At 45.9% G+C, this 17,760-nt stretch carries 12 protein-coding genes; 4 read left to right on the forward strand and 8 right to left on the reverse strand.

The window, feature by feature from the left end; genetic code table 11:
• Window positions 1–202: 202 nt before the first annotated feature.
• The 8 genes from AC58VC_RS02195 to leuC form a co-directional block, all read right to left on the reverse strand.
• Complete coding sequence (locus AC58VC_RS02195) at window positions 203–3,892, reverse strand: dynamin family protein (protein ID WP_497367234.1); 3,690 nt, start codon at window positions 3,890–3,892, stop codon at window positions 203–205.
• A 92-nt stretch (window positions 3,893–3,984) separates the two neighbouring features.
• Entirely contained in the window at window positions 3,985–4,260 is a 276-nt protein-coding gene (locus AC58VC_RS02200; RefSeq protein WP_127451514.1) for an NAD/NADP transhydrogenase alpha subunit, read from the reverse strand.
• 25 nt (window positions 4,261–4,285) lie between these two features.
• Window positions 4,286–4,957, reverse strand: a complete 672-nt coding sequence (gene nth / locus AC58VC_RS02205; RefSeq protein WP_145655226.1) for an endonuclease III — start codon at window positions 4,955–4,957, stop codon at window positions 4,286–4,288.
• Window positions 4,958–5,151: 194 nt separating this feature from the next.
• Complete coding sequence (locus AC58VC_RS02210) at window positions 5,152–7,866, reverse strand: S-layer homology domain-containing protein (RefSeq protein WP_497367235.1); 2,715 nt, start codon at window positions 7,864–7,866, stop codon at window positions 5,152–5,154.
• Between the two features lie 29 nt (window positions 7,867–7,895).
• A complete protein-coding gene (locus AC58VC_RS02215; RefSeq protein ID WP_497367236.1) occupies window positions 7,896–8,447 on the reverse strand; it encodes a GerMN domain-containing protein in 552 nt (183 codons plus the stop codon).
• A gap of 105 nt (window positions 8,448–8,552) precedes the next feature.
• Complete coding sequence (locus tag AC58VC_RS02220; RefSeq protein WP_497367237.1) at window positions 8,553–10,016, reverse strand: N-acetylmuramoyl-L-alanine amidase family protein; 1,464 nt, start codon at window positions 10,014–10,016, stop codon at window positions 8,553–8,555.
• Window positions 10,017–10,261: 245 nt separating this feature from the next.
• Window positions 10,262–10,867: a 3-isopropylmalate dehydratase small subunit gene (gene leuD, locus AC58VC_RS02225; protein ID WP_497367238.1), complete on the reverse strand. Its 606-nt coding sequence runs from the start codon at window positions 10,865–10,867 to the stop codon at window positions 10,262–10,264.
• Window positions 10,868–10,894: 27 nt separating this feature from the next.
• Window positions 10,895–12,316: a 3-isopropylmalate dehydratase large subunit gene (gene leuC / locus AC58VC_RS02230; protein ID WP_497367239.1), complete on the reverse strand. Its 1,422-nt coding sequence runs from the start codon at window positions 12,314–12,316 to the stop codon at window positions 10,895–10,897.
• A gap of 235 nt (window positions 12,317–12,551) precedes the next feature.
• Between leuC and AC58VC_RS02235 the strand changes: the two genes are divergently transcribed.
• The 4 genes from AC58VC_RS02235 to AC58VC_RS02250 all read left to right on the forward strand — a co-directional run bounded on the left by AC58VC_RS02235 (window position 12,552) and on the right by AC58VC_RS02250 (window position 17,745).
• The gene (locus AC58VC_RS02235) at window positions 12,552–13,586 is read left to right on the forward strand and encodes an ABC transporter substrate-binding protein (protein ID WP_497367240.1); all 1,035 of its coding nucleotides are present in this window, start codon (window positions 12,552–12,554) and stop codon (window positions 13,584–13,586) included.
• Entirely contained in the window at window positions 13,583–15,646 is a 2,064-nt protein-coding gene (locus AC58VC_RS02240; protein ID WP_497367241.1) for an iron ABC transporter permease, read from the forward strand. Before AC58VC_RS02235 ends, AC58VC_RS02240 begins: the two co-directional genes overlap by 4 nt.
• 191 nt (window positions 15,647–15,837) lie before the next feature.
• A complete protein-coding gene (locus tag AC58VC_RS02245) occupies window positions 15,838–16,731 on the forward strand; it encodes a LysR family transcriptional regulator (protein ID WP_497367242.1) in 894 nt (297 codons plus the stop codon).
• A 30-nt stretch (window positions 16,732–16,761) separates the two neighbouring features.
• Entirely contained in the window at window positions 16,762–17,745 is a 984-nt protein-coding gene (locus AC58VC_RS02250) for a helix-turn-helix transcriptional regulator (protein ID WP_497367243.1), read from the forward strand.
• Window positions 17,746–17,760 lie beyond the last annotated feature (15 nt).

Below are 17,760 nucleotides of genomic sequence, written 5' to 3' on the forward strand. Positions count from 1 at the left end.
TTAACACCATCCCTATATGCGGGCAATCAGAAGAATGCGTGATATATTCGCTTAAAACCCCATAACTTCACAAAAACGTGCAGGAATCCCCCCTATTCTTTAAAATCATCCCGATAACCAACGATGTAAGCCTTTACATACACATGCGTGAAAAAGGGTTGGTCACGTTCAATTGAACATGGCCAACCCTAATGTTTAATTGTTAAACAAACGACTTTAATTGATGCTGTTTGGATATTAGTTCGTTCAAATCAATCTTCATTTCAAGGGCATCGCGCATCCCTTCAGCGTGCTCATTCAGCTGCCCAAGCAGCTGATTTTTCTGTTTCATCAGCCAATTTTCCAGCTGATTCGCATAGGCCTCTTCGAGCTCAGAAGTTTGAAGCTCAATAAACTGAGCCACCGGTGCTGTCATCCGATTTTCCAAATCAGCTCTCAGCTTGCTTTTACCATCACCTTCAAAAAATTGCTTCGGATTCTTGAAATGACTTTGCAGCAATTTAAGTGAAATCTCAGGGGCTTCCATTTTCGAGCTGATTTCAGGCGTCGTAAACGTGTTGGATTCGTAAGTACCGCTCTCGAAACCATCCATGACTTGGCGAAGCTGCTCTTCCCATCGTTTAACACGATTTCCGGATATCAGATTCATGCGATTCTCAACGCGCAGCGTCGTAGCAAGCACTTCTTGAGAAAGATCATAACCGATCATGCGCAGCAGCTCGCCCCAGGCCGACTGGAGCGCTTGCTTCGGATCTCTCGCTTCCTCACGGAACGTGGAGGGATTAAAGGCGTAATTGTATAATTCGCCAAACCGGTACATCGTACGCTGCTTCACATAATACAGAAGCTCCTGAATCTCTTTCTTCAACTCTTTGAGCTCGGCTTCGAAAACTGTATTGTGAAGCAGCTCTGCACACTCTCGCTCAGACTGCTCCAGCTTCACAAGCTGTTGCTTCCGCTGTTCTTCCCCTGTTTGAGCGCTCTCCAGCCACTGCTGCATCGTGGAAATCGCGCGGTGCAGCTCCAAATTCGCTGCATGTATCGCGACATCGCTAAGCTCATTGAATGTAAACTGCACAAATTCACCTTCAAATGGACGGATACCCGACTGCGCCACTAGTGCCTCGTTACCGGTAATTTTCCCTTCTGCTGCTAAATAACTGGATATCGGGTAAATACGCGGATTGCGGATCCCGTGCTGCAAGAGATTCGTTTCCACATGGGTCATCACACCCTGCAGTTCTTCGGGGCTTGCTGCAAGATCGGCAGCATTCACGATGAAAAACATTTTATCCATTTCAAAACTATCTTTGACACGTCCAAGCTGTAAAAGGAACTCACGGTCCGCCTGCGAGAACGCATGATTATAATAAGTCACGAAAAGAATGGCGTCGGCATTTTTTATATAATTAAAAGCAACGCCTGTATGGCGGGCATTAATGGAATCTGCACCAGGTGTATCAACGAAAATAATGCCTTGTTCCGTCAAGGGATTTGAATAATATAATTCTATAAATTCAACAAAACAAGACTTCGACTCGTCCGCAACGTAACTTGGAAACTCCTCTTTGCTGATTTTCAGCTCCGTGCCCAAATGATTCTGCGCCAGCTCCCAGCCCTTCTCGACTGCCTTAAGAAATGAATAGTGCGGCTTTCCTTTCGCAGTTACATCTGCTGGCGAAAGAGCGCCTATGCGTTTCAATGAGGACGCCATATCACTGGCTTGCACGCCCAAAATTTCTAGTGAATACAGAACGTCCTGCAGAATCGCATCTGCTTTCTTCATTTTCACCTTGGCTGTGCCATGCGGCCAACCTTCTTGCGGCGGCATGATTTTATTAATGGCCGCCGTCGTCGGGTTCGGCGAGACCGGCAGCACTCTTTCACCAATCAACGCATTGGCGAAAGAGGACTTGCCGGCGCTAAATGCGCCGAACAGCGCAATCGTGAACGTCCGCTGCCGCAGACGTTCCGATTTCTCGCGCATGGCGCGCGCGATCGATCGCATCGACGGCAATCCGTCGATGAGCTGGGAAGCCGCCAGCAAGTCGGCGGCTTTGCGCTCCATGCGCCTGCCGTGTTCACCCGAGGTGAACGCGGCCCCCGCAGATGCCGCTGCCTCCACTGGGGCAGCGGCTGCAGGCGCTACGGCCGCCGATGCTGTGGCAGCGGCCTGCAAGATCTTATCCATGGAGGTGACATGCAGCCCCCCGCTCAGCGGGGCAGCTGCTTGCTCCTCCATGGGGGTGTACTGCTGCGCGTCCGGCAGCGCCGGCGCAGATGGTCTTGCCCAGCTGGCCATGCGCAGCAGCTGGGCAGTCGCTGCCGCCTCGGCTTCTTCGAGGCGGCGCAGTTCGCGGACAGCGCTGAGGCGGCTGCCCAGCGCTTCTAGCTCAGCCGCAAGCGCAGCTGCGGCTTGCGTGTTGTTCTCGCGGACGGCAGCCGCGAGCAGGTCGATAACCGCAAATGCCTGTTTGCGGTACTGCTGTTTAAGATCAGACGCCACTTGCTTCATAAAGTTAAGTGTATATTCGCCGCCAAATGTGGCGCCAGCGTTTACTTGTGCCGCGAGCCACTGTGATGTAACTTCGACGCGCAAAGCTTCAATCTGACCCAAGAGCTCAGGATCATGCTGCCCTTGGCTTTGCGCAGCCTTCTTCAAAGCATCCCGCAGATGCCAATCCAGCTGTGCTTCCACCTGCTCTGACAAATCTGCTTGAAACGCAGTGAGCCGTTTCTCCGTCTCCAGAGCCGTCTGTGCAGCTCTGGAGAAGAATCCTACCTTGAACCCAGGCTTTCGGCTCTCTAAATACGCGTGAGCCTGATCGCGGGTCAAGGCTGGAGTGATGTTGGCATTCTCAATAATCGTGCCAACTTCCTTACGCAGCTGTGCCGTCAATGCTTCCGGCAGCCCTTTTAAGACCGTTAGCTCTTGCTGCTTTGCAGCTGACTGCGCCTCTACCTCCTGTACATCGCCTTCTTGGCTGATTTGCTCCATAAGCTCAGCCTTCTGGGGCTCATGCTGCTCAGCTAACCATTTGCCATGCTCGTCTGCAAGATAGCGCGCAGAGGCGTCAATACTGAAGCTGCGCAGCTCATCGCCACGCTCAATTAAGCGGCTCAAGAGCCATTGCAGCTTCCCATACTCGTTATGAGGGTGATTCGGCTCTTTCATTGTGACAAAGAGCAGGTCATCCGGCACGATTCCCCAGTTCAGAAAGGCTTGTTTCGTCCCCTCTTGATACTGCGTAAACGGCAATTCCCATTCTTTGTGCTTATCGATCATATTGACAATGAGGTAGAGCGGTTTGCCCCACTCCTTCATTTTCTTCGTAAACGCGAGATTCACTTCGGATTGCACGTGATTGTAATCCATCACATAAAACACGACATCCGCCAAATGCAGCGCCGATTCCGTTGATTTATGGTGGGCATCATCCGTGGAATCAATCCCTGGTGTGTCCAGCAGCGCTGTGTGTTCGCCTAGAAAAGCAATGGGAAACGATATTTCCACCGTTTCAATGTCTGTTCCATTCACACAATAAGCTTCAAGCTCATCAAGTGGAATCGTATTCGTTTTTCCTTGAAGGCTTGCATGTCGATGTGTAACATGAGCGCCAGGCGTCCCATTACGGATACTTACGATATTTGCACTCGTTGGTATCGGAGAGGATGGAAGCAGCGGATGCCCGCATAGTTGGTTAATTAAAGTTGATTTCCCCGCTGAAAAATGACCGCAGAAAGCAATATTCATTCTGCCTGAATCAATCTTCATGAGTAGCTGCCCCAGCTTACTTGCGTTATCTAGATCCCCAGTTGTTTGCAGATTCAACTGCATCTTCTTAATCGCATCCGGCATGACCGAAATGCTTGTATCTATAGCTTGCGTCATTCGTCCGTTCCGCTCCTTATTAACCGGTCTTCTATCCAATCCTATATCTATGATGATACAGAAAAAAATCTCCCAGAGGGAGATTTAATTTTTTAGGACATAACCACTTTTTCTTTTTCAGGCAAGAAAATTTCAAAAACATCACGATGCTGTAGAATCGTAATATCCGATTCTTTTACTTTCATCACAACAACTTCAGTTTTTGTTTTCATCTTGTCTATGTAATTCTGAGGAACTTCACCTGATTCACTGACTGTAATACCTTCAATGACTTTTTCCTCATTATCGGCTAATGGAGTATTAATCACTTGTTCGAAAATATCAGAGAATTGTTCAAAGCTATTGGTGTATACGGCGATGCATTTCATTTAAATCCCATCCTTTGTCTGCATATCATTTGTTTGTAATAGTTTTCCTAGTTGAGCTTGGTTTCATACGTTTCTTACCCTCGCGACAATGATCCAAGAGTGGACAAACCTCGCATTTCGGGTTTTGCGCTTTACAATGATACCGGCCAAAAAAAATCAGACGATGATGGGTTTGTGTCCATTCTTCCCGAGGAACCTTTTTCATCAGCTTCTTTTCAACCTCAAGCACCGAATCATCGATGCCCACCAATCCTAATCGCTTGGACACGCGTTCTACATGAGTGTCAACCGCAATGGCAGGTACGCCAAATGCGTTAGAGACAACGACGTTTGCCGTTTTTCGGCCTACACCAGGCAGCTCGACTAAATGTTCGTGCTTCTCTGGGATCTCACCATCAAACTTGTCCAGCAGCAGCCGGCACAGTTTTTGAATATTGCTCGCTTTATTTCGAAATAATCCAATCCGTCTGATGTCTTGTTCCAGCTCCTCCAAAGGAACGGCCAAGTAATCTTCAGGTCTCTTATATTTCTGAAATAAATCCAATGTCACCTTATTTACGGTTTCATCGGTGCATTGAGCGGATAGCAAAACAGCAATCGTTAATTCAAATGGATTACTGTGACGCAGCTCGCAATGTGCATCCGGAAATAGTTCACCAATCGTATCCAAAATATGCCTTACTAACTTCTGCGTCATGTCTTTACTTCCTTAGGGTCGTAATATTCTCCAGTTTAGCGAATTGTGACGTTAGAATCAATGCTTGTTAGCGTCAAAATGCGAACATTTTCTAAAAAATTGCCATATTTATTTTTAAAATGATAAAAAACCCGCCTGCAGCAGGAGACAAGCTCCTACGATACAGACGGATTTGAGGTTTGTTTTGTTCAATGTTACTTCTCAATCTCAACAATTTTATTATCCAGCACATAAATCATGACTTGATCGCCAGACACAAAAGAAGATGGACCCACAATATCTGTTCCTTTGTGATAATAAGCTCTTGGGAAAAGGCTATAGGAAGTTTTATCTCCAGCAGTAGTTGATTTCAAGTACATTTGATTAACAACTGAGCTGTAATTATCAACTTCTCGTTTAGTCGCAGCAGCCACTTGAATCATTAGCTTATCACTCGCGTCTTTCATTACTTGTACACGATCGCCTACTTTAATAGATGCGAAATTATAATCCGATCCGCCATTCAGCTTCACGCCGAAATTGGTTCCTGCATTAATAACTTGGCTTTTTCCAGTAAAGTCCTGAACGGTCAACGAGGAGCTAGCCGCATTCACAGCAGTTACCTTCCCGATTACCGGAGTTGCAATCTCAGCTCTGACAACTTTTGCACCATCGAACGAAAGCTTCACATAGTCATCCAAAACAAAATCATTGATCGAGCCTGCGCTTTGATCCGGTTTCACGATCGGTACACCGTCTAGTGAGATGACATACTGCGTATTCGCTTCATCGGCCACGGTAATTTGCTTGGAATTCACATTTGTAATAACCGTTTTGTACATCGCAGTTTTACTAGTCGTGATTTTAGTAACGATACTTTGGTCGAAACTAATTTGAAGAGAGATCGTATCTCCGACTTTCAGATCCGAAAGTGTACTGTTTGGTTTATTCGCCAGCTCAACGACAGGTGCATACTGCAGCTTGAATGACAAGCTTTGACCGCTATCCGTTTTTAACGTAATATCGTTCGTTTGCAGATTTAATTGCGTGATAGAGCCGTTTAGCTGCGTGGACATCTGAACTTGTGTAACCTTTTTTTGTGAAACCAGTAAATCTACATATTTTCCTACTGTAAATGTACCACTAAAGTTAGCTAAAGGAAGTTTCATGCCAGCATATGAAATTGATACGCTATCCGTCAAAATATACGCATGAGGCTCACCTTTATTATCGATAACCGAAAGCAGCTTCAAATTCTGATCATAACCCACTATTTTGGCAAAATATAAATTTTCAATGGAGCGGTTTGCCACTGTAATCAAAGTTACTTTATTATTGAGAACTTCCAGTTTCAACTGATCGCCTGCAGCAAGGTCGTAAATACTAGCGTTCGTTACTCCATTGATAACAACCTTAACATTCTCAGACAATTCATAAGCATCAACAGGTTTACCTGTTGTTTTATTTATCAATACCGTCGTTTTATCTTCTGAGAATTCTTTAAAAGTCCCTTCAATGCTAACGCCGACATCCGCTTGCTTCTTAACAGCAATTTTCACAACTTCGCTGTTCTTAATCGTATACTCGACGATATCGCCAATGTGTAATGAATTCAAATCTGCCAAGCTGTTATCCGTAGAAGTAATAAGTAAAGCAGAAGAGAAACTGTAAGATTCAGGTTGACCTGATTCCGTATCCAGCAGCGTAATTTGTGCGGAGTCTTTGTTCAGGTTTTGAATCGCTCCATTTGCTGTTTTATTAACCGGCACTTGTTTGACAATGATAGACGTGTATTTGTCCGTTTTGACAATTTTGCTTTTACGCAGCTGAATTGTACTACCGGTTACAATATCTCCAAGGCTAAGGCCGCGACCTTCCGTATCCGTTACTGCCACATCTGCCGCCAAATCATAACTTTCAAAATCATCCAATGTAGCCTTCAGGGAGTTCATGTTTAGTTTGAGCAATTTCCCCTCTTGGATGTCCAGCTGCAGCTCGTCTTTCACGATTTCAACATAGTAAGCAACACCATTCACTTCAACAATGGAAACTTCATAAGTTTCTTGAAGTTCTTTCGGATCGATCGCCGTATCGTTTTTGTTACCATAGAAGACAGCATTCGGTGAGAGTTTATATGTACTCGTATTGCCATCTTTGTCCATAAGGCCAATCGTACCGCTTGTGAGGGTGGTCAAGTATCCTTTTTTCGCATGTGCTGGTAAAGATGTGAGATCTTTCTGGGAGCGGCTTAAGAATGCAGCCATTTGAGCGCGTGTGACCGCACCTTTCGGTTGGAACGTCCCGTCCTCAAAGCCATCGACCACTTTCAATGCTACCGCAGCATTCACATATCCAAGCGATGTAGAACTGATTTCGCTATTATCGTTAAATGTCGTTTGCGTTTGGGATAAGCTTTGGGCGAAGGCGCCTTGGCCAATTGCCCGAATAACGATCTCTGCTACCCATTCTCTTGATGCCTGACGCTGTCCCCACTTCTCTTTGGACTTATCGCTCGAGCTTCTTTCTTTCTCTTCTTCGTTCGTAATTAATCCTTTTTGAAGAGCTACAGCTACATAATTTCTCGCATAAGAATCCACAAGCATGAAATCAGGAAAAACCGTTGTTGATGTCATGTCATTAACTTCATCCTGCAAGCCCATCATGCGGACGGCCATAATCAGCACATCCTGCTGGGAAACCGAATTTTCTGCGCGGTAGGCACCATCTTCATAACCTTCGATGATTCCTTCCAAGGCCAATTTCGAAATATGCCGAATTCCCCAATAATCTGATTTTACATCCGGGAAAGAAAGTTTGACGTTATTTGTTGAGGTTCCATTCACGGTCCCAGCGGCTAGAGCCGGCGTTCCTGCTAAACTTGTTACAATTAATGAACTTAAGATTGCGCTTGCCAACTTCTTGTTTCTCATCTCTCTTATTAACTCCTCTGCTCTTCCATTTAATTAGGTCGTTTGATTGGGTAGGGAAGCTCCAGATGCCCCATTAAGCTGTCGACTTGTTTCCCATCCTTCAGGATGTATAAGCTTTTTACTTCTGGAAACTGAAAAACCGTTTTCTTTAGTGCATTCAAAAACATTTCTTCCCCAGGGGCGCCCAATTGCGTTTTGGGTCCAAAAGTGAGATCCACTTTCAGTTCCCCTTTGGTTTTATCAAAAACTGAACTTGTAAACTTCAAATCATCAAATAAAGGAATGGCTTTAGGATCATCACTTTTCTTAAGCGCGTTCAGGGCTGCCCCATATACATCTGAGTCCTTCTTGTAAGAGATCGTAACTTCTTTCTCTACAAGCTTCATTTCGTCTTGATCGCTATAGTAAGCTTTAATCTTTTTTTGCAAGACAGGTTCTGGTGTTGGAGTCGCCGCAACCGTTGGTGCAGGACTTTGAACCGAAGATGTCGAGATTGGGGCTGTAGATGTCTGCGCACCATTACCGCTCACCAATTGGTTTTTTTGACCACAGGCCGTTACAGACAATGTTATAGCACTCACAAGGAGTGCCCCCTGTATGAATCGTTTTGTTTGAGTCATTTCACTCACTCCTTCGCGTTTTGCTTAGCAAAACTAGCATCGTAGCATAAATAGAGCTCTCACCTCTTACTTGAGGTTCAAATATTCTTTGATAGCAGTAACGAGAGCAGCGGCTAGCTTGTCCTGGAACGCATCCTTATACATCGCAGTTTCATCGTTCTTATTAGACAAGTACCCTACTTCCAGCAGAACAGCCGGCATGGTCGTTTTCGTGATGACTCTAAAATCAGCTTCGCGTACTTTGCGATCAGGAAACCCTATAGCAGGGACCGCATACTTGTGAATGACATTCGCAAAAGCTGCGCTTTCCGGTCTGTTGTAGTACGTTTCTGTTCCGGATACCGTAGCCTTAGCACTATTCCCGTGAATAGATAAGAAAAGGTCCGATTGAATGTTATTAGCAAAAGATACCCGGTCATCCAGCGGAATGAACGTATCATCAGAACGAGTCATCAAAACATTAAGACGCTTGTCCTGAAGGAGAAGCTGCTCTACTTTCTTCGCCATAGACAGTGTAAAATCCTTCTCATGTCTGCCCGTTATGGATAATGCGCCAGGATCATTGTCGCCGTGACCAGCATCAATAACGACAGTCAACTGATGTTCGGCAATTGTCGCTTTCCATTGATTAGGAAGCTTGGAAGCCTGAACCTTAATATCAGCAGTACTTTTCAAATCCAGAATAACTCTTACAGTAGCCGGGTTATCGTTAAAGTTGGAAAAGCGAACTTTCTCGATGAGTGGATGCTTCGAAATCAACTCTCCCGCATTTTTGACAAGCAGTTTCTTGAGAGGTTCATCTAAAATAGTGTTTGGGAAATCTAATACAATCCGATTCGGATTGGCTAATTTCATCGTCGTCGGTACGAGCGATCCGTCTTTGGCCGTTACCGTTAACTCCTTATCGGTCAACACGATCGATTGCACCAGATGAACATTTGGATCAGGAATGTTGGTGCCAGTACCAGTGCCAGTACCTTCCCCTGGTTTGGCTGGATTTGTTGGTGTTGTTGGCGGCGTAGTTGTTGGCGGTTTCGTTGGCGTTTTGTCATCGACGACATCAACCGGACCTGTTACGGGTTTGGAATCGCTCTCGTCTTTTTTGAACATATGTACGGAAGAAGTGGATGCGTCCCATGTAAATTCAATACCCATTTGCTGCCCAATGAAACGGAGAGGTAGCATTGTATTGCCTTTATCAATGATCGGAGCAACCTCCATGGCTTCCTTTTTGCCTTTAATCAGTGCCGTTTTGCTGTTGATAACCAATTGAATATTCACATCGTCCTTGACGATTGTTACTTTGCTCGTGGCTTCATCCCAAGTTACCTTAGCGCCAATTTCTTCAACGATAATTCGCACAGGCACAATTGTATTTCCACTAATAATACGTGGTTGCACTTCACTCGAAACTAATCTTTTTTCATTCAAAAAGAGCTTAATCGCATTAGGAGCTTCTGCCCCCAATGCAGTAGTAGGCAGCAGCAGCACAGAAACCAACAGCATGAAACAAATTGCAGGAAATTTCATCATTCACCTCTATATATTGTCGGAATTATAGTCGTAATCACAAAAATGAGACCTCTGTCTCTCAAAACCTAGCAGCAATTGTCCTTTATCTCATATTAGTCACTTAGCCCGACAGCATAACCTCCGTCCGTTCGACAATCTAGTAATCTATTAGACGTAAGAAACTACCAAAAGTTGCATAATAAATTTACAAAAAAAAGACGCATCCTATGGAGTCCCCATAGAGATGCGTCTTCGACCCGAACTTATTTATAAGCCAAACGCTTAGCGTGAGCTTGCTCGTAAGCCGTAATTTTGTCTTCATGCTGGAGTGTTAAACCGATATCATCCAAACCTTGTAGCAAAAACTGACGACGGTGCTCGTCGATGTTAAAGTTAATTTCCAGGCCATAGTCGTCTGTAAGTTTGTTGTTCTCAAGATCAACATTTAGCTTGTAACCTTCATGCTCATTTGTGCGAGCAAACAAATCATCAACTTGTTCTTCCGAAAGTTTAATAGGCAGAATGCTGTTTTTAAAGCAGTTGTTATAGAAAATATCCGCATAAGAAGGTGCGATGATGACTCGGAAGCCAAAATCTTGAATCGCCCATGGTGCATGCTCACGGGAAGATCCGCAGCCGAAGTTCGCTCTGGAGAGCAAGACGGAAGCGCCTTGGTAACGATCCTGATTCAGAGGAAAGTTCTCGATTACGTTACCCGCTTCATCCCATCTCCACTCGAAGAATAGGAATTGACCGAAACCGGAGCGCTCAATTCTTTTAAGAAATTGCTTAGGAATAATTGCATCTGTATCTACATTGACACGATCCACAGGACCTACAAGGCCTGTATGTTGTTTGAAAGCTTCCATGTTTTCATTCTCCTTAATCAGCCAAAATTAAGCTTGTTGGTATTCTTTAATTTCCCAATCACGAACATCGTAGAAATGACCTTTGACCGCTGCAGCGACAGCCATCGCTGGGGAAACGAGATGCGTACGTCCACCGCGGCCTTGACGGCCTTCGAAGTTACGGTTGGAAGTCGACGCACAACGTTGACCTGGTTGCAGAACGTCAGGGTTCATTGCCAAACACATACTGCAGCCTGCATCGCGCCATTCGAAGCCCGCGGCTGTAAAGATTTTGTCCAAACCTTCTTTTTCAGCTTGAATCTTAACGCGACCGGACCCTGGTACTACGATGGCTGTAACACTTGGATCAACTGAGTATCCTTGTGCGATTTTCGCAGCTGCGCGAAGATCTTCGATACGTCCATTCGTACAAGAACCGATGAAAACATAGTCAACTTTCAGCTCTGTCATTGGTGTTCCTGGTGTTAAATCCATATATTCAAGCGCTTTTTCAGCTGCTTTACGTTCATTTTCGGTTTCAAAGCTTTGCGGATCTGGAACAAGAGCAGTAACGCTTGTACCCATACCCGGGCTAGTTCCCCAAGTTACTTGCGGAATCAAAGTATCAGCGTCAAACTCAAGTACCCAGTCATACGCTGCGCCTTCGTCCGTTACATACTTGGACCATTCAACAACTGCTGCATCGAAATCAGCGCCTTGAGGCACATACTCGCGACCACGCAGATAATTGAAAGTCGTTGCGTCTGGAGCAATCAATCCTGCTCTAGCTCCGCCTTCGATGGACATGTTACAAACTGTCATACGCTCTTCCATGGAAAGACTGCGAATCGCTTCCCCTGTATACTCGATAACGTAGCCAGTCGCAAAATCCGTGCCATATTTCGCAATAACACCAAGGATCAAGTCCTTCGCTGTCACACCCGGTTTCAAATTACCCGTAATGCGAACTTCTAGTGTTTTGGCTTTGGATTGTTGCAGTGTTTGCGTTGCAAGAACGTGCTCAACTTCACTTGTACCAATACCGAATGCAAGCGCCCCGAAAGCACCGTGTGTCGATGTGTGGCTATCGCCGCAAACGATTGTTTTACCTGGATGCGTTAGCCCCAGTTCAGGTCCCATAACGTGCACGACACCTTGGTCGATGCTGTCAAGATCGAATAATGTAACGCCGAAATCACGGCAGTTTTGTGAAAGTGTATCAATTTGTTGTTTGGAAATAGGATCCGTAATATTGTAACGGTCCTTCGTTGGAACGTTATGATCCATTGTTGCGTAAGTCAAATCTGGTCTGCGAACTTTGCGACCTGATAAGCGAAGCCCTTCAAATGCTTGCGGTGATGTTACTTCATGCACCAACTGCAAGTCGATATAAATAACGCTTGGTTTGCCTTCTTCCTGGTTAATTACGTGATTATCCCAGATTTTCTCGAACATCGTCTTTTTACTCATATCCAGTCACCTCTTGTCATTATCCGCTCAATTTGTTAATGTCTTACCCTCATAACGTAGTTTAGCACGATTACCGTCATTGCTCCAAGATATAATAACTATAAGCTTGATAGATTAATCCTATAATTTAATTAATCATTGACTTTAATAGTGATAATGATTATCATTCTCTAGGTAGGATTGAATCACCATCAATTCTATCCATATACAGATACATACTCAGGAGGGTTTCATTGTGCGTAAAAAATTCATTAAACCATTAACGGTTACAGCTTCACTCGTTATGCTTTTCCTTACTTCTGCTTGCGGTAATTCCGCTAGCACATCCAGTTCAACACCTTCACCAAGTGAGGCTGCTTCAGTGAAGCCTACAGCTGCTGCTACCGCTGCTGCCGACACTGTCAAAACCATTACACATGAGCTTGGAACGACAGAAATTAAAGGCACCCCTAAACGTGTCGTAACGCTAGAGTGGGCATATGCGGAAGATCTGCTCGCCCTTGGGATTCAACCAATCGGGTCTGCTGATAAAAAAGGCTATGCAAATTGGGTTAACGTAACGCCTGCTTTGGATGCTTCTGTAGTTGATGTAGGAACACGTCAAGAACCTAACCTAGAAACCATTACAGGTCTCAAGCCTGATCTCATTATTACGAGCACTCTTCGTTCAAGCAAAAACTATGAAGCACTTAAAAAAATCGCACCTACTATCGTATTTAACTCCTACCCTGCTGAGGGAAAAGGTGATCAATACGCGGAGATGGAAAAAACCTTTAAAACAATTTCTGATGTTGTAGGTAAGAAAGCGGAAGGCGAGAAAGTGCTTGCCGATCTACAAAAAGCATATACCGATACGAAAGCTAAGCTTGCCGCCGCTAAAAAAGAAGGTGCTGAAGTCGCATTAACACAAGCTTTCAGCAATCAAAATAACGCAGATCTTCGTATGTTCTTGGACAACTCTATGGCCGTACAAATTCTTCAGCGTATCGGATTGAAGAACGTGTTTAAATCCAATAAATTTGAACTGTACGGCTACTCAACAGCTTCCGTAGAAGCACTGCCTGCCGTGCAAAACGCCAACTTTATTTACATCGTTCAAGATAACGATAATGTATTCGAGAAACAACTCAAAGACAACGCTGTTTGGAAAGGCCTTTCCTTTGTAAAAGAGAACAAAACCTACAAGCTGCCTGGCAACACTTGGACATTCGGCGGTCCTTTGTCCGCGAAAGTATTTGCCGAACTGACAGCTAACGCATTAACCAAATGAGTCAAATTCAAGTAAAATCAGATCCTTTTATACATCGGCAAACGACCTGGAAAGCTCTTCTCGTTTTTGGAGGAGGCTTTCTTGCTCTGCTCCTGGTCCTCTTCCTGAACATCACGCAGGGAGAAGCCCCTATTACCGTTCATACCATCGTGAACGCATTGCTGAATCCACAAGATACCCCCGACCATCACATGGTTCGGGGGCTTCGCTTGCCGCGTGCCGTCATTGGCCTTCTGGCCGGAGCTTCCCTCGCTGTTGCAGGAGCATTGCTCCAAACAGTTACACGCAATCCACTTGCATCTGCCTCAACACTGGGATTAAATGCAGGTGCTTATTTTATCATCGTACTTGCAGCGGTTTACTTCCCTAGCTTAAGGTCGGATCATTCGCTGCTACTCGCGCTTATTGGCGCATGCGGCGCGGCCGTCATGGCTTACTTTATGTCAGGCGGGCGCAAAAGCACTCCACTGCGCATGGCTTTGGCCGGAATGATCGTCTCGCTCGTCCTCTCTGCCTTTACTAGTGGGCTGCAGATTATGTACGAGAATGAGACCAACGGTCTCTTTATGTGGGGCTCAGGCGCGTTAGGACAGAATGATTGGCTCGGCGTCCGCTACGCTCTTCCTTGGGTTACGATTGGATTAGCGGCCGCCCTTTTGTTCAGTCAAAAGCTGGATATGCTGGAACTGAATGAAGATACGGCTGTTTCTTTAGGGGAAAATGTGAATTTGATCCGTTTCCTGGCACTTGCTGCTGCCATTTTGCTAGCTGGAGTAACGGTTAGTGTCGTTGGTCCTATTGGCTTTGTCGGGCTCATTGCCCCTCATCTGATTCGTTTGATTGGACTTAGACGACATAGGTTCTTAATTCCAGGCAGCGCTTTATGGGGAGCGGTCGTGCTGATTTCAGCGGATACGATAGCCAAAATGTTTCGCAGCACGCTTGGCGAGCTGCCTGCAGGGTCTGTCACCGCTGTCCTCGGGGCTCCATGGCTTATTTGGCTTGCTGTTCGAGGCTCGAAGATGCAATCATCATCGGATAGCGGCTCAACAATGGGTGTCGGCTACATCGGCAGCAAAATTTCGTACCCCTTGCTTATTTTGCTTTCCTCTGCTTCTCTGCTTGTACTTATTCTAACCGGTTTATCTGCCGGTGCTTTAAAAATTCCGTTTTCGGATGTCCTTGCCGTTTTATCCGGTAACGGCCCCGAGATGTCCAGCAATGTCATCCTTAACTTACGCCTGCCTCGCGTACTAGTAGCCGCACTTGCTGGAGCTTCACTTGCGATTGCCGGCTCCATGATGCAAGGCGCCGTTCGCAATCCGCTCGCCGACCCTTCCGTTGTCGGTGTTACGACAGGAGCTGGTATGGGAGCGCTTCTCGTGCTCACCCTATGGTCAACCGCATCAGGGATGTGGGTGCCGATCGGCGCGATGGCCGGCGCTCTCCTCTCTGCCGGCAGTGTGTATGTACTAGCTTGGAAAAAAGGACTGAACCCAGTCGTATTAATCCTTGTCGGAATCGCTATTTCTGCACTTGGATCAGCGGTTATCCAATTCCTGATCATTAAATCCAAGCTTGGTGCTGCTCCAGCACTAACCTGGTTGGCAGGGAGCACCTATGCCAGAGGTTGGTTGGAATTCTCCCAATTGAGCGTGGCAATGGCAATCCTATTGCCAATTGCCTGGCTGCTTGGCCGCCGTATGGATTTGCTTGCTTTTGGGGATCTTGTCTCGCTCGGGTTAGGCCTCAAGCTGCAGAAAACCCGCCTGATTGCGGCAAGCATCGGGGTCTTCATCGCAGCAATAGCGGTAGCATGTGTAGGCACTATATCCTTCATCGGGCTGCTCGCTCCACATGCTGTTCGGATCTTCATGGGACAGCGACACCAGAAATCGGTTGTACTGTCAGCTTTGATCGGTGCCATATTACTTGTCATTGCCGATATTATTGGGAAAGTGATCGCCATTCCCAAAGAGATCCCCTCTGGCATCGTAGTTGCTGTCATTGGCGCTCCGTATTTACTGTTCCTGATGTACCGGAGTACGGTGAAGAAGTAATGATTTTAATTAATTCGGGTAAAAAGGGCTGTCCGCATGTAGATTTATTATACTTGTGTGGCAGCCTCTTTTATTTATTGGTTATGCTAAAATATGATCATGATATATGATAAATAAAACACGTGTGACTGCTTTATAGTTAAAAGCAATAAACATGATCCTTATCATTCACAATAGGAGTTGTAAAATCATTGGAATTACGTCAACTACAATATGCGATTCAAATTGCCATTGAACGGAACTTTTCACGAGCTGCAGAAAAACTTCATATCGCACAGCCTTCACTCAGTCAGCAGCTGTCCAAGCTTGAGAAAGAGATCGGCGTTCTCCTGTTCCAGCGAAGTACTAACTCTGTTGAACTTACGCATGCTGGCTCTTTATTCGTCGAAAAGTCCCAAAAAATCCTTGACATGGTGGAGCAGCTCAAAAAAGAAATGGAAGACATTTCTCAGATGAAAAAAGGACGCCTCGTCGTAGGCAGTATGCCGATAACTGGCTCAACTATCCTCCCCTTTGTGGTCCCTGTGTTCCAAGCCGCTTATCCGGATATAGAAATTTCGCTCGTTGAAGAGACTTCAGCAAACTTGGAGACATTGACAATGAACGGGCAAACCGATATTTCTCTCCTTTCCTTGCCGATGCGGGAAGAATCGCTTATTTATGAAACACTATTAGAAGAAGAAATCGTTCTTGCCGTACCCCCGCGTCATTCGTTGACTCAGGCCCAAGAACCGATCCGCATCTCGCAATTGGAAAAAGAAGCGTTCATCGCCTTAAAGAAAGGGCAAGGTTTTCGAAAACTTACGCTTGATCTCTGTCAAAACGCTGGGATTGTTCCTAATATCGTGTTCGAATCCAGCAACATGGAAACCGTCCAATCTCTTGTGGCAGCTGGGATGGGCATCGCATTTGTGCCGTATTTGATCTCAAAGCGCAGCTTCAGCGAGTTGTCTCCCGTTCATCTTGCCTTAGAAGGCAGACCAACCCGAACACTTGTCATCGCCTACCGCAAAGGCAGATATCTCTCCAAAGCAGCTGAGGCTTTCGTCAGCACAATGAAAGAGGTCATGCAGACAATTGGTTAACTCTAAGAATCCTAGGAGGAACGAACTGTCATGAACAAAACGCAGCGTTTAATTCAGCTTATGATGGCCGTTAATGAGCGCATGGCCTTCACGACCAAGGAGCTCTCCCAGGAATTCGGCGTCTCGGAGCGAACCATGCACCGCGATTTGCAGGAGCTTACCGAGCTCGGGATGCCGCTGTATACGGAATTCGGCCCGCACGGCGGATACCGCTTGCTGAAGAAGCGAATGCTCCCTCCAATTCTGTTTACGGAACAGGAGGCCGTAGCGATGTTCTTCGCTTTTCAGTCGCTTCAGTATTATGGAGCGCTGCCTTTTGCTGCAGAATCGACTTCAGCGTTAGGTAAGTTTTATCACTATCTTCCGACGGACACCAAGAGAAGAATTGATGCTCTTAAGAACCGCGTATCATTTTGGACACCTACTCGCACACATAGTTCTCCTTATTTGGAGCAATTATTGGAGGCTTCGATCGATGCTCTTCCCCTCCACATTACCTACGCATCCAAAGATGGTGTAACGGAACGAACCGTACAGCCTATCGGCATTTACGCATCGAATGGTTACTGGTACTTTCCATCCTATTGTTTTAAAAAAGATCGCATCCTGTTATTTCGCACAGATCGCCTGCAAAGCTTGGAACGTGCTGAGCCGGACCATCCGAGCAAAGACCTCAAGAACTATACAATTCTTGATTGGCTATCAGGTGGAGTGAGCCAAAAGATAGATTCCTCCCAGCAAATAAGACTCCGTGTCAAGCTTACACCCGGTGGTGTCAGAGCTTACGAGCGAAGCAGTGGCAGTGATGAGCAAGTCACGGTACATGCCGACGGGAGCGGCGAATTAGTAACTGAGATGCACCAAAGCAATTTACTTTATTTTTCAAAATTTTTCCTTAGTATGGGGACAGATGCCGTAGTCGAAGAACCCTCGGAAATGGTGGAATGGATTCGCGACCAGCTTCAGGGTATGCTTCGCGCATACTGCACTTTGGACGAAGATTCACAAGTATGAGCTTTTTAGCGCAAT

This window comes from Paenibacillus sp. J22R67 (genome assembly GCF_059692175.1).

Bases quoted from the DNA above. Each gene is read 5' to 3' on its own strand.
- AC58VC_RS02195 (WP_497367234.1), bottom strand. From the start codon at position 3,892: ATGACGCAAGCTATAGATACAAGCATTTCGGTCATGCCGGATGCGATT.
- AC58VC_RS02200 (WP_127451514.1), bottom strand. From the start codon at position 4,260: ATGAAATGCATCGCCGTATACACCAATAGCTTTGAACAATTCTCTGAT.
- nth (WP_145655226.1), bottom strand. From the start codon at position 4,957: ATGACGCAGAAGTTAGTAAGGCATATTTTGGATACGATTGGTGAACTA.
- AC58VC_RS02210 (WP_497367235.1), bottom strand. From the start codon at position 7,866: ATGAGAAACAAGAAGTTGGCAAGCGCAATCTTAAGTTCATTAATTGTA.
- AC58VC_RS02220 (WP_497367237.1), bottom strand. From the start codon at position 10,016: ATGAAATTTCCTGCAATTTGTTTCATGCTGTTGGTTTCTGTGCTGCTG.
- leuD (WP_497367238.1), bottom strand. From the start codon at position 10,867: ATGGAAGCTTTCAAACAACATACAGGCCTTGTAGGTCCTGTGGATCGT.
- leuC (WP_497367239.1), bottom strand. From the start codon at position 12,316: ATGAGTAAAAAGACGATGTTCGAGAAAATCTGGGATAATCACGTAATT.
- AC58VC_RS02240 (WP_497367241.1), top strand. From the start codon at position 13,583: ATGAGTCAAATTCAAGTAAAATCAGATCCTTTTATACATCGGCAAACG.
- AC58VC_RS02250 (WP_497367243.1), top strand. From the start codon at position 16,762: ATGAACAAAACGCAGCGTTTAATTCAGCTTATGATGGCCGTTAATGAG.